Origin of the sequence: Microbacterium sp. Root180, from assembly GCF_001428485.1 — a bacterium.
GTDB lineage: Bacteria > Actinomycetota > Actinomycetes > Actinomycetales > Microbacteriaceae > Microbacterium.
Window position 1 is genome coordinate 189165 of sequence record NZ_LMHS01000002.1, and the last position, 12114, is coordinate 201278.

Annotated in this window: 13 protein-coding genes; 9 read left to right on the plus strand and 4 right to left on the minus strand. The window is 69.0% G+C overall.

Features of this window, described 5'->3' with window-relative positions:
* Positions 1–50: 50 nt before the first annotated feature.
* Genes ASD93_RS05195 through era form a run of 4 tightly spaced genes read left to right on the plus strand, consistent with a single transcriptional unit; the run spans position 51 to position 3803 of the window.
* Positions 51–1082 carry a PhoH family protein gene (locus ASD93_RS05195; protein ID WP_235566907.1) on the plus strand — a complete coding sequence of 344 codons (1032 nt, stop codon included), beginning with the start codon at positions 51–53 and terminating at the stop codon, positions 1080–1082.
* A complete protein-coding gene (ybeY, locus tag ASD93_RS05200; protein ID WP_056119709.1) occupies positions 1079–1549 on the plus strand; it encodes an rRNA maturation RNase YbeY in 471 nt (156 codons plus the stop codon). The genes ASD93_RS05195 and ybeY overlap by 4 nt, the downstream gene beginning before the upstream one ends.
* Positions 1546–2910, plus strand: a complete 1365-nt coding sequence (locus tag ASD93_RS05205; protein ID WP_056119712.1) for a hemolysin family protein — start codon at positions 1546–1548, stop codon at positions 2908–2910. The genes ybeY and ASD93_RS05205 overlap by 4 nt, the downstream gene beginning before the upstream one ends.
* Entirely contained in the window at positions 2907–3803 is an 897-nt protein-coding gene (gene era / locus ASD93_RS05210; RefSeq protein ID WP_056119715.1) for a GTPase Era, read from the plus strand. The genes ASD93_RS05205 and era overlap by 4 nt, the downstream gene beginning before the upstream one ends.
* Before the next feature lie 6 nt (positions 3804–3809).
* On the opposite strand, the gene ASD93_RS05215 is transcribed toward era, so the two are convergent.
* Positions 3810–4457 (minus strand): hypothetical protein, encoded by a 648-nt coding sequence (locus ASD93_RS05215; RefSeq protein ID WP_056119719.1) that lies wholly within the window; start codon positions 4455–4457, stop codon positions 3810–3812.
* A gap of 237 nt (positions 4458–4694) precedes the next feature.
* On the opposite strand from ASD93_RS05215, the gene leuA reads away from it, so the two are divergent.
* The gene (gene leuA, locus ASD93_RS05220; RefSeq protein ID WP_056119722.1) at positions 4695–6455 is read left to right on the plus strand and encodes a 2-isopropylmalate synthase; all 1761 of its coding nucleotides are present in this window, start codon (positions 4695–4697) and stop codon (positions 6453–6455) included.
* Positions 6456–6580: 125 nt separating this feature from the next.
* Here leuA and ASD93_RS05225 read toward each other — a convergent pair whose 3' ends face one another.
* The 3 genes from ASD93_RS05225 to ASD93_RS05235 are packed head-to-tail and all read right to left on the minus strand — an operon-like array spanning position 6581 to position 8399.
* On the minus strand, positions 6581–7267 hold the full coding sequence (locus ASD93_RS05225) for a trimeric intracellular cation channel family protein (protein ID WP_056119727.1): 687 nt from the start codon (positions 7265–7267) through the stop codon (positions 6581–6583).
* Positions 7268–7287: 20 nt separating this feature from the next.
* Positions 7288–7938, minus strand: coding sequence for a hypothetical protein (locus ASD93_RS05230; protein ID WP_056119729.1), 651 nt, complete (start codon positions 7936–7938; stop codon positions 7288–7290).
* Complete coding sequence (locus tag ASD93_RS05235) at positions 7935–8399, minus strand: MarR family winged helix-turn-helix transcriptional regulator (RefSeq protein ID WP_056119732.1); 465 nt, start codon at positions 8397–8399, stop codon at positions 7935–7937. The genes ASD93_RS05230 and ASD93_RS05235 overlap by 4 nt, the downstream gene beginning before the upstream one ends.
* Positions 8400–8495: 96 nt before the next feature.
* Between ASD93_RS05235 and ASD93_RS05240 the strand changes: the two genes are divergently transcribed.
* The 4 genes from ASD93_RS05240 to ASD93_RS05255 all read left to right on the plus strand — a co-directional run bounded on the left by ASD93_RS05240 (position 8496) and on the right by ASD93_RS05255 (position 12074).
* Positions 8496–9683: an aminotransferase class I/II-fold pyridoxal phosphate-dependent enzyme gene (locus ASD93_RS05240; RefSeq protein WP_056119734.1), complete on the plus strand. Its 1188-nt coding sequence runs from the start codon at positions 8496–8498 to the stop codon at positions 9681–9683.
* Positions 9684–9737: 54 nt separating this feature from the next.
* Positions 9738–10481: a DNA repair protein RecO gene (gene recO, locus ASD93_RS05245; protein ID WP_056119736.1), complete on the plus strand. Its 744-nt coding sequence runs from the start codon at positions 9738–9740 to the stop codon at positions 10479–10481.
* Positions 10478–11290, plus strand: a complete 813-nt coding sequence (locus ASD93_RS05250) for an isoprenyl transferase (protein WP_056119739.1) — start codon at positions 10478–10480, stop codon at positions 11288–11290. Before recO ends, ASD93_RS05250 begins: the two co-directional genes overlap by 4 nt.
* A gap of 103 nt (positions 11291–11393) precedes the next feature.
* Positions 11394–12074 carry a DsbA family protein gene (locus ASD93_RS05255; RefSeq protein ID WP_056119741.1) on the plus strand — a complete coding sequence of 227 codons (681 nt, stop codon included), beginning with the start codon at positions 11394–11396 and terminating at the stop codon, positions 12072–12074.
* The last annotated feature ends 40 nt before the right edge of the window (positions 12075–12114 follow it).

Genomic DNA, 12114 nt, shown 5'->3' on the forward strand with positions numbered 1-12114 from the left:
AATCAGCACACGAACCCGTGATCGACCGGGTGTACGCCGACGGCGTCGCCATGGTGCAGCTGCTCGGCCCGCAGGACCGTCTGCTGCGCGTCGTCGAGAAGGAGCACCCCGGCGTCGACGTGCACGTGCGCGGGAACGAGATCACCCTGACGGGAGAGGCGGATGCTGTCGCCGAGGCCCGTTCCCTCGTCGATGAGCTGCTCGCCATGGCCAAGGCAGGGCAGGGGCTCGACCCCTCGGACGTGTCGTCCTCGAGCCGCATCCTGCGCACCGAGGGCGGGCCACGACCGTCCGAGGTGCTCGGGGAGGCGATCCTGACCTCACGCGGCAAGATCATCCGCCCCAAGACGCTCGGGCAGAAGGCTTACGTCGACGCGATCGAGGAGAACACGATCGTCTTCGGCATCGGCCCGGCGGGCACCGGCAAGACCTATCTCGCGATGGCCAAGGCCGTTCAGGCGCTGCAGCGCAAGGAGGTCAGCCGGATCATCCTGACCCGACCCGCCGTCGAGGCGGGGGAGCGGCTCGGGTTCCTGCCGGGAACCCTCACCGACAAGATCGACCCCTACCTCCGCCCGCTGTACGACGCGCTCAACGAGATGCTCGATCCCGAGCTCGTGCCGAAGCTCATGGCCACCGGCACGATCGAGGTCGCGCCGCTGGCGTACATGCGCGGGCGCACGCTCAACGACTCGTTCGTCGTGCTCGACGAGGCGCAGAACACCACGCCCGAGCAGATGAAGATGTTCCTCACGCGTCTGGGATTCGGCACGCGCATGGTGGTCACCGGCGACATCACCCAGATCGACCTGCCGCAGGGCTCCTCGGGGCTGAGACTGGTGACACGGGTCCTGGGCGACATCGACGACATCCACTTCTCCTATCTCACGAGCGATGACGTCGTCCGTCACACGCTCGTCGGCCGCATCGTCGACGCGTACAGCGAATACGACGAGCGTCGCATCGCATCGCGTCGCGAGCGGGACGAAGCATCCGAATTCGCCAATCGCGCCGAACGGCGCACCGGTATGCGGCCGCAGGGTCCGCGTGATCATCTCCCCAAACGAGGACGCTCATCATGACGATCGAGATCAGCAACGAATCCGGAATCGCGGTCGACGAGACCGTGCTCCTGCGGCTCATGGAGAACAACCTCACCGAGCTCAATGTGAGCCCCGACGCCGATGTCGCGATCCTCCTCGTCGACGAGGGCGCCATGGAAGCGCTCCACGTCCAGTGGATGGACGAGCCGGGGCCCACCGATGTGCTCAGCTTCCCCATGGACGAGCTGCGCCCCGGGACCGACGACATGCCCACGCCGGCCGGCCTGCTCGGCGACATCGTGCTGTGCCCGCAGGTTGCGGAGACCCAGGCCGTCGCAGCGAAGCACTCGACAATGGACGAGCTCGTGATGCTCACCACGCACGGCCTGCTGCACCTTCTCGGCTTCGACCACGCCGAGCCCGACGAGGAGCGCGAGATGTTCGGCCTTCAGCGCGAGCTCATCACGGCCTTCCAGGCCGTGGAGCGTCGCCGAAATCGCGCATGACCGCTGCACTCCTTCTCGTCGGTGCGGCGCTGCTGCTGGCGTTCGGCGCGCTCATGGTCGCCATCGATGCCGCACTCGGGGTCACCTCCCGCGCCGACCTGGCCGAGCTCGGGGCGTCGGGCCGGAACGCGGCCTCCCTGCGGCGGATCGCCGCCGACCCCGAAGCGCACGCGAACGCGGTCATCTTCATTCGCGTCCTGGCGGAGACGACCGCCGCCGTCGTGGTGACCGTGGCCTTCACGCTGCTGTTCGACAGCATCTGGTGGGCGATGCTGGCGGCGGCGGTGCTGATGACCGGCGTGTCGTTCGTCGTCGTGGGCGCGAGCCCGCGCAACGTCGGCCGTCAGCACGCGAAGGGGCTGCTGCGGGGAGCCGCCCCGGTGGTGCGCGGGGTGCGGGTCCTGCTCGGCCCGCTGGCGCACGGGCTGGTCGCCCTCGGCACGCGGATCACGCCCGGCGTCGCGCGCAGCTCGTCGTTCGCGTCCGAGGAGCAACTGCTCAGCATCATCGACGAGGCCGCCGAGAACGAGCTCATCGAGGAGGACGACCGGGAGCTCATCCACTCCGTGTTCGATTTCACCGACACCTTCGTGCGTGCCGTGATGGTTCCCCGCACCGACATGGTGACGGTGGATGCCTCGTCCTCCACGCGCGAGGCGATGCAGATCTTCCTCGACAAGGGCATCTCGCGCGTGCCGATCGTCGACGATGAGGCCGATGACGTCGTGGGGGTGCTCTACCTGAAGGATCTCGTCCAGTTCGGCTTCCGTGACGAGGCGGGCTGGCGGGATGCTGCCATCAGCCGCATCGCGCGGCCGGCGGTGTTCGTCCCCGAGTCGATGAAGGCCGAGACGCTCCTGCAGCAGATGAAGCGCGACGCTGTGCACGTGTGCCTTGTGATCGATGAGTACGGGGGCGTCTCGGGGCTCGTGACGCTCGAAGACCTCATCGAGGAGCTCGTGGGCGAGATCGCCGACGAGTACGACCCGCGCGGCGATGAGGTGACCGAGGTCGAGCCCGGCCGCTTCCGTGTGAGCGCCCGCCTGGGGCTCGACGAGGTGGGCGATCTCTTCGGCATCGAGCTGGAGGACGAGGACGTCGACTCGATCGGCGGACTGCTGGGCAAGGCGCTCGGGCGCATCCCGCAGCCCGGAGCGACGGCGGAGTACTCCGGCCTCGTGATGACCGGCGGCGCGTCCCGTGGCCGCGGCCGCGGAATCTCGACCGTGTTCGTCGAGCGCGGTGACGCACTCGACGCGGTCGAGCAGGCATTCGGGCGCTCGCCCCGCACGGGCGAGGTCCGCGTCGTCCCGTCGCGCGGCGGAGACAACCGCGCACCGAGGAAAGGCGAACGCCCATGACCGAGAAGACCCGATCCGGGTTCGTGACTTTCGTCGGCCGGCCCAATGTGGGCAAGTCGACGCTCACCAACGCCCTCGTGGGCGAGAAGGTGGCCATCACGAGCGACAAGCCCCAGACGACCCGCCGGGCGATCCGCGGCATCCTCAATCGCCCCGCAGGGCAGCTCGTGATCGTCGACACCCCCGGCATCCACAAGCCCCGGACGCTGCTCGGCGAGCGACTGAACAGCCTCGTCGAACAGGTGCTGGGCGACGTCGACGTGATCGGCTTCTGCGTGCCGGCGACCGAGAAGGTCGGCCCGGGCGATCGCCGCATCGCCGAGTCGCTGAGCGGATATCCGCGCGCGAAGAAGGTGGCGATCGTCACAAAGACCGACGCCGCCTCGCGCGACCAGATCACCGAGCGGCTCATGGAGGTCGACTCCCTGCGCGAGGACTGGGCGGCCGTCATCCCGCTCTCCGCGCTGACCCGCGATCAGCTCGACGTGCTCACCGACGAGCTCCTGGACCTCATGCCCGAGGGCCCGCCGCTCTACGATGCCGACGTCGTCACGGACGAGTCGCTCGAGGACCGCATCGCCGAGATCATCCGCGAAGCCGCGCTCGAAGGCGTGCGCGACGAGCTGCCGCACTCGATCGCCGTGACGATCGAGGACATGGCGCCCCGGGAGGGCACGGACCTCACCGACATCTACGCGAACATCGTCGTCGAACGCGACAGCCAGAAGGCCATCATCATCGGACACAAGGGATCGCGGCTTGCCGATGTCGGGAAGCGGGCGCGAGCGGGCATCGAGCCGCTGGTCGGCACGCGCGTCTTCCTGTCACTCCGCGTGCGAGTGGCGAAGGAGTGGCAGCGCGACCCGAAGCAGCTCGGGCGGCTCGGGTTCTGACGCGGCTCAGCCGTCCACCGGGCGCAGCGCCGAGCGGATCACGACCGTGTCGTCGCCGTAGTCCGCGTCCGCGGCATCCTGCCATGTGCCGTCGTCCCACACGACGTCGACCCACAGCCAGCCGTTCTCGGGATACGAGCTCAGATACGCCTCGTCGAGGGCATCGGGCAGGTCCTCCTGGATCGCGAGGAGCGTCTGCTCGTCGCCCGCGCCCGGCTCGCCGCCCGTGGGGTCCTCGGGCATCATCGGGTCGTACAGCGCGAGCATGATCGGCGGCTGCGTGACCGTGAACTCCTCGCCGTCGTAGGTGCCCTGGACGGCATACGCGCCCCACGTCGTGTCTCCCGACGTCTCGGACCCGTCGATGCCGTCCCACGTCCAGTTCGTGATCGGGATCCCGCCGCACTGGGGCGGGTAGGACTCCGCCACCGCGCCGAGGCACAGCTCGACCTCGCCGCCGACATCCATCACCGTGCCCTGAGCGACCACGTCACCCTCGGGCGGGGCGGGCCACAGCGATCCGAGCGAGGCGCCCGGAGGGGCGTCCGACGCGCCGGCGGGCGCGCCCGATCCGGCAGGCGTGGCGCAGCCTGCGAGGGCGAGGACGGATGCCGCGCTCAGCGCGACCAGGAGGTGTCGACGGTGACGTGTCATATCCGGGAAGTGTCGTCGTCGGCGGGATCGTCTCAGATTCCCGTCGGGCTGCCCGGGCCTGTTGGGGCATCGAACACGGTGCATGGTTCGCGCGGGCCCCGCGGGCGGGTGTAGCCTGGGCACATGCGTGCAGGCTCGCTTCTCCTTAGCTGCCGCGACGAGGCCTCGATCTAGGGCCCTCCTCGTCGCGGAGCTTGTCGTCGGCCCGCCATTCGACGAGAGAAGAAGAGCGACATCATGGAGAACTCCCAGAAGCCCTCGGGCATGCCGGTCCACAAGTACCGGCCGTATCACGAGCAGATCGCCGTGTCCCTGCCCGACCGCACGTGGCCCGATCGCAGGATCACCGTGGCACCGCGCTGGTGCGCCGTGGATCTGCGCGACGGCAATCAGGCGCTGATCGACCCGATGAGCCCGGAGCGCAAGCGCGTCATGTTCGAGCTGCTCGTGAGCATGGGCTACAAGGAGATCGAGGTCGGCTTCCCGTCGGCGAGTCAGACCGACTTCGACTTCGTGCGACAGCTCATCGAAGAGAACCTGATCCCCGACGACGTCACGATCCAGGTGCTGACGCAGGCGCGCGAACACCTCATCGAGCGCACCTACGAGTCGATCGCCGGCGCGAAGCAGGCCATCGTGCACCTGTACAACTCGACGAGCGTGCTGCAGCGGGACGTCGTCTTCCGCACCGACAAGCAGGGCATCATCGACATCGCCCTCGAGGGGGCGCGACTGTGCCGCCGGTTCGAGACGCGCATCCCCGAGACGAAAGTGTTCTACGAGTACTCGCCGGAGAGCTACACCGGCACCGAGCTCGAGTTCGCCCTCGATGTCTGCAATCAGGTGATCGAGGTCTTCGAGCCGACTCCCGAGCGCAAGGTCATCATCAACCTGCCGGCGACGGTCGAGATGGCGACGCCGAACGTGTACGCGGACTCGATCGAGTGGATGAGCCGCCGCCTGGCTCACCGCGAGAACGTGATCCTCTCCCTGCATCCTCACAACGATCGCGGAACGGCGATCGCCGCTGCGGAGCTCGGCTACATGGCCGGGGCGGACCGCATCGAGGGGTGCCTGTTCGGCAACGGTGAGCGCACGGGCAACGTCGACCTCGTCGCCCTGGGCATCAACCTGCTCACGCAGGGCATCGATCCGCAGATCGACTTCAGCGACGTCGACCAGGTCAAGCGCACCGTCGAGTACTGCAACCAGCTCCCGGTTCACGAGCGCAGTCCGTGGGCCGGTGATCTGGTGTTCACGGCCTTCAGCGGCTCGCACCAGGACGCGATCAAGAAGGGCTTCGAGGCCATGGCCGCCCGTGCCGCGTCGGACGGCGTGACCGTCGACGACATCGAATGGGCCGTCCCGTACCTGCCGATCGACCCGAAGGACCTCGGCCGCTCGTACGAGGCCGTGATCCGCGTCAACTCGCAGTCCGGCAAGGGCGGCGTCGCGTACCTCCTGAAGACCGATCACGCCATCGACCTGCCCCGGAAGCTCCAGATCGAGTTCTCGGGCGTCGTGCAGGCGAAGACGGATGCCGAGGGCGGCGAGGTCACGAGCGATCAGATCTGGGCGATCTTCAACGACGAGTACCTGCCGTCGCCGGTGGACGACGAGCGCTGGGGCCGGTTCGAGCTGCTGGCGACCAGCACGCGCAGCGACATGTCCGGCGACGTCGCGCTCGATGTCACGCTGCGGGATTCGGACTCTCAGTACGAGGCATCCGGCCACGGCAACGGCCCGGTCGCGGCGTTCCTCGAGGTCGTGCGCGCGCAGGGCTTCGACGTGACGCTCTACGACTATGTGGAGCACGCACTCAGCGCCGGCGGCGACGCCCAGGCAGCCGCGTATGTCGAGCTGCAGGTCGACGGCGAGCGCCTGTGGGGCGTCGGGATCGACGGCGACATCTCGACCGCGTCGCTCAAGGCGATCGTGTCCGGCGTCAACCGTGCGATCCGCACGCGGGAGCGCTCGGGCGAGCTGGCCGGGGTCTGATCTCGCGTTCGGCTCGCGAAGACCGGCTTGTGAGCTCTGACTTGGGGCGTGGATGGAGCGCGACACGCCGGTGATCCCGGCGCGTCGCATGAGATCTGCGCCCCGAACCTCGTGGCGGAGCGCCGTCAGGACTTGACGATCGGGATCGTCGAGGTCTCGACGGCGACCTTGCGCCTGTAGAGCGCGCGCTGCTCGGGCAGCGAGATGTCGAACATCACCGCGAGCAGACGGATGACGGTCGTCACGACGACGCTGATGACGGCCGCGATCACGAGATCGAGCCCGAGCGTGTTGGCGACGGCGAGGAAGAGGCATCCGGCACCCGCAGCGACGGCGTAGAGCGAGCCGACGTGCATGATCGCGACGGGCAGTCCCATGATGATGTCGCGCAGGATGCCGCCGCCCACCGCCGCGCACACCCCGACGAACACGGCGGGTACGAGGGGGAGTCCGAGGTACAGCGCCTTGCTGGTGCCGAGGGCTCCGAACAGTCCGATGACGAGGGCATCGAGGCCGACGATCACGGCGTTGAGCCGCTGGAAGACGCCGGCGAGCAGCATCCCGGCGAGGGCGGCCACGGTCGCCGTGAGCAGGTACCAGTTGCTCTGCAGCGAGACCGGCGTGACGTTGAGGAGCAGATCACGGATGAGGCCGCCGCCCATGCCGACGACGATGCCGATGATCGCGACGCCCAGCAGGTCGAGGCGGCGCTGACCGCGGAAGCCCGAGGCGAACAGCGCGCCCTGGATGCCGCCGAGGCCCACGGCGATGAGATCCGCCCATAGCGGGATCACGAGGATCGGTTCGTCCACCCCACCATTGTCGCGGCGGTTCACGGGATGTGGGTGCGCACCGCCGTCATGAATCCGTCGAGGTCGTCGACCCACAGGCGGACCGCGTCGATCTCGGTCTCGGTGTCGCCCAGCCGGATGCGGACAGGCCTCTCGAGGATGACGAGGACATTCGTCTCGTTCTGCATGCGCAGGGCCAGGGTGTGCCCGTGCGGCTCGTCGCGCACCTTGGGCGCCTTCTCGAGGACGTCGCGGGACTTCTCGACGCTCGCGACAGCCTCCCACGGGAGGTCGACGTCGATGTCGGCGCCGTAGCGTGCGCGGATGCCCTCGGGTCCGACGGCGTGGGGCCTCGTGAGGTAGCTGAGGAGCAGTCCGATCATCCAGGTCACGCCCCAGATCCCGAGCGCGAGGAGCGGGATGCGCACCCACGGCCACTGATGCACGATGAGGTCGACGATCGGGATCTCGATCGCCGACAGCACGATGAAGATCACGAGGATCGTGAGGACGGGGGAGTGGTAGGAGAAGCCGGATGCTCCGCGCGGCACCCGCGGACGCCGGAACAGCCAGCGGTAGAGGCTCTGCCAGATGCCGACCTCCGCCCGCCACGCCGCGCGGGCGAGTGCGGCGGCGCGGGTGAGGAAGCCGGTGCGCGCGGGCGCGGCCAGCGCGGGCGCCGTGCGGGTCATAGGTCCTCACGCTCCTGCTGGGCCTGCTCGTGCTCGGCCACCAGGTGCGCGAGCCGTTCCCGCACGTGGTCGAGCGCGCGGACGGCGGCGGCCACCGTGTCGTCGTCCAGCCCGTAGATCAGGGCCGCTCCGAGATCGGTGTGCTCGGCATCCATCGTCTCCATGATGGAAAGTCCTCGCTCGGTGAGGTGAACGAGCACGGCACGCCGGTCTGTGGGGTGGGGCTCCCGCCGCGCGAGACCGGTCGCGTCGAGGGCGTCGACGAGGGTGGTGATGTGGCGCGGGGTGACCTCGAGCTGCTCGGCCAGGTGGATCTGCGTCGCCGGACCGCTGTGGAACAGCACCCACATCAGATGGGTCCGCGGCACGGTGAGGCCGCGGCGATCGAGCTCGCGCTCCTGATCGGCCTCGAGGATGCGCGAGATCGCGAGGAGCGTATCGAGTACGTGCGTTCCGGACATAGTGAACAGAATACATTATGTGCCCTCGACGTTGACCCGCCCCCGATCTCTTGGGATCCTTTCGACAGGTTCTCGCGGCTGGGGAAGGTGAGTGCGATGGCGATATCGACACGCGCGGCGAGGGCGAAGGCGGCGGTGGATGTCGTCACCACGTTCTTCGCGAAGGTGCAGGGGGCCGCTGATGACCCCGACGCGCTCGACTTCACCTTCGGCAACCCGCACGAGTTCGCGCTCCCGGGACTCACCGACGCGCTGCGCGCCCACGTCGAGCCGCAGACCGTGGACTGGTTCGCCTACAAGACGAGCGAACCCGAGGCGCAGCACACGGTCGCGGCCGGACTGCGAGCCGAACTCGGACTCCCGTTCGAGCCCGAGGACATCGCCATGACCCAGGGGGCGTTCGGCGCGATCTCCCTGGCGCTCGCACTTCTCACCGATGCCGGGGACGAGGTCGTGATCCCCGTCCCCGGATGGTTCTGCTACGAGCCGATGCTGTACGCCGCCGACCTCGTGCCCGTGCGCGCCGCACTCGATCCCGACACCTTCGATCTCGACGTCGACGCCATCGCGCGTGCGATCACGCCCCGCACGCGCATCGTGATCGTGAACTCGCCCGCGAATCCGACCGGACGCGTCTACCCCGAGGCCGCCTGGCGTGCCCTGGCGGAGGTGCTCGAGCGTGCGTCGAGCGAGCACGGCCGCCGGATCTGGCTGCTGTCCGACGAGCCCTACCGTCGCATCCGGTTCGACGGCATCGAGTTCGCGAGCCCGGCGCCGGCCTACCCCTGGACGGTCATCGACTACAGCTACGGGAAGGTCCTCCTCGCGCCGGGGCAGCGCCTGGGGTACCTCGCCCTGTCTCCGCTGATCCCGCCGGCCGAGCGCGAAGAGCTGCGCGCGGCGCTGTTCCCCCTCGGGCTCGCGATCGGCTGGGGCTTCCCCGATGCGGTGATGCAGTACTCGGTGCCCGCGCTCGAGCATCTGTCGATCGACGTCGCGGAGCTCGCTCGCAAGCGCGATCGGCTGTACGACGCGCTCGTCGGCGCCGGTGTCGAGGTGACGCGGCCCGAGGGCACGTTCTATCTGTGGGGAAAGGCGCCGGGAGGCGATGGCGAGGCGTTCTGCGCCGCCCTCGCCGAGCGCGGCGTGCATCTGATGCCCGGATCGCTGTTCGACCAGCCGCACCACTTCCGCATCTCGCTGACGGCGACGATGGAGTCGATCGAGCGCGCCATCCCGCACCTGAAAGAGGTGGCGGCCGATCTGAGCGGCGTCCGGCACTGACGCTCCACGGGGCGCCACCGCGCCCGTGTGGGCGGCGGCGACCATAATTGACGAGTGCCCACCTACCGCGACGAAGTCGTGGTCCTGCGCACCCACAAGCTGGGTGAGGCCGACAGGATCGTGACGATGCTGAGCCGGCGTCACGGCAAGCTCCGCGCCGTCGCCAAGGGCGTGCGTCGCACCACCTCGCGCTTCGGCGCGCGCCTCGAGCCGTTCATGGTCGCCGACGTGCAGCTCTATCAGGGTCGTTCCCTCGACATCGTCCAGCAGGCCGAGTCGCTCGGCTCGTACGGCGCCGACATCGCCGCGCACTACGACCGGTACACATCGGCGCATGCGATGGTGGAGGCCGCTGACCGGCTCAACGAGGCCGAGGCCACGCCCCAGCAGTATCTGCTGCTGGTCGGAGGATTGCGGGCCCTCGCCCGCGGTGAGCATGCCTCGCGCAGTGTCCTCGACTCCTACCTGCTCCGGGCGATGGCGCTGTCGGGCTGGGCACCCGGACTCTCCGAATGCGCACGGTGCGGTGCCCCCGGACCCCACGAGACCTTCGTCGCCCAGCTCGGCGGCATGGTCTGTCGAGACTGCGCGCCTACGGGTGCGGCGCGCGTCCACCCCGAGACGGCCGGACTCCTGCACTCGCTGATGGCCGGCGAGTGGGAGCGGGTGGATGCCTCGTCCCCGGCGTCGTGCGCCGCGGCATCCGGTCTCATCGCGGCCTATGCGCAGTGGCACCTGGAGCGCGGCATCCGGTCGCTCGCCCATGTCGTGTCCGCGCCCGAAGGAGGCGCTCGATGACGCCCAAGCCGTTCACGCACCGCGACGCCGTCCCCTACCGTCCGATCGACTGGACCGGTGTCCATCCGCCGGCGTTCCCCGCAGGAGCCGTGCCGCGCCATGTCGCGATCGTGATGGACGGGAACGGCCGCTGGGCGAACCGTCAGGGGCTGACCCGCGTCGAGGGGCACAAGGCGGGGGAGGCGGCCCTGCTCGACGTGGTCGCCGGCGCCATCCAGGCAGGGGTGACCCACCTCTCGGTGTACGCCTTCTCGACCGAGAACTGGTCCCGCTCGCCCGACGAGGTGCGCTTCCTCATGGGATTCAACCGGGACGTGCTGCACCGTCGGCGTGATCAGCTCAACGAGTGGGGCGTGCGGGTGCGATGGGCCGGACGCAAGCCCCGCCTTTGGTCCAGCGTGATCAAGGAGCTTCAGTTCGCCGAGCGCCTCACCGCAGGCAATGACGTGCTGACGCTCACGATGTGCGTCAACTACGGCGGTCGCATCGAACTGGTCGATGCGATGCGCTCCATCGGGGACGACATCGCCGCAGGCCGGATCGCACCGTCCGCTGTGACCGAGAAGCTCATCCGCAAGCGCCTCTATCAGCCCGACATGCCCGACGTCGACCTCTTCATCCGCTCCAGCGGCGAGCAGCGCACCTCGAACTTCCTGCTCTGGGAGTCCGCCTACGCGGAGTTCGTCTTCCTCGACACGCTGTGGCCCGATTTCTCGCGCACCGACCTGTGGCGCGCGATCGGACTGTACCTCGATCGCGATCGCCGCTTCGGCGGCGCCGTCGACTCGCCCGACGCGCCCGCCCTATAGGCCACCGTTCCGGCTGCTCCCACCGCGCGCGCATCGCGATGCTGAGCGACGGATGGCGCATTCGCCGGAATAGACGCCCGGTGCGGGGTGGTTGTCCCTGAGCATGACGGATGCCATCAAGATCGACGTGTGGAGTGACATCGCCTGCCCCTGGTGCTACATCGGCAAGCGCAACCTCGAGAACGGGCTCGCCGTAGCATCCGGTGATGATGACGCCCCCGCGGTCGAGGTCGTCTTCCACTCGTTCGAGCTCTCGCCCGACACCCCGGTCGACTTCGAGGGCGGCGAGGCGGACTATCTCGCGACCCACAAGGGCATCTCGCAGGACCAGGCCCAGCAGATGCTCGACCGGGTGACCGGCGTCGCGGCAGAGGCCGGTCTCGCGTACCGCTTCGACCTGCTCAAGCACACGAACACTGTGAAGGCGCACGAGCTGCTGCACTTCGCGAAGGCTCAGGGCCGGCAGCACGAGCTCGCCGAACGTCTCATGTCGGCCTACTTCACCGAGGGGCGCCATCTCGGCGACGAGGACGAGCTGGTCGCGCTCGCCGTCGACGCCGGGCTGGACGCGGATGCCGCGCGTGACGCGCTGCGCAGCGGACGATTCCTCGACGCGGTGCGCGCCGACCAGGCGCAGGCACAGGCCTACGGCATCAACGGCGTCCCGTTCTTCGTGATCGACGGCAAGTACGGGGTCTCGGGGGCCCAGCCCGCCGAGGCCTTCGCGCAGATCGTGCGGCAGGTGTGGGCGGAGCGCCGCGAGGACGCGCCCGTCGGCGCCTGACCTCCGACCGATACGACAGAAGCCCGCCGCGGGACGCGGC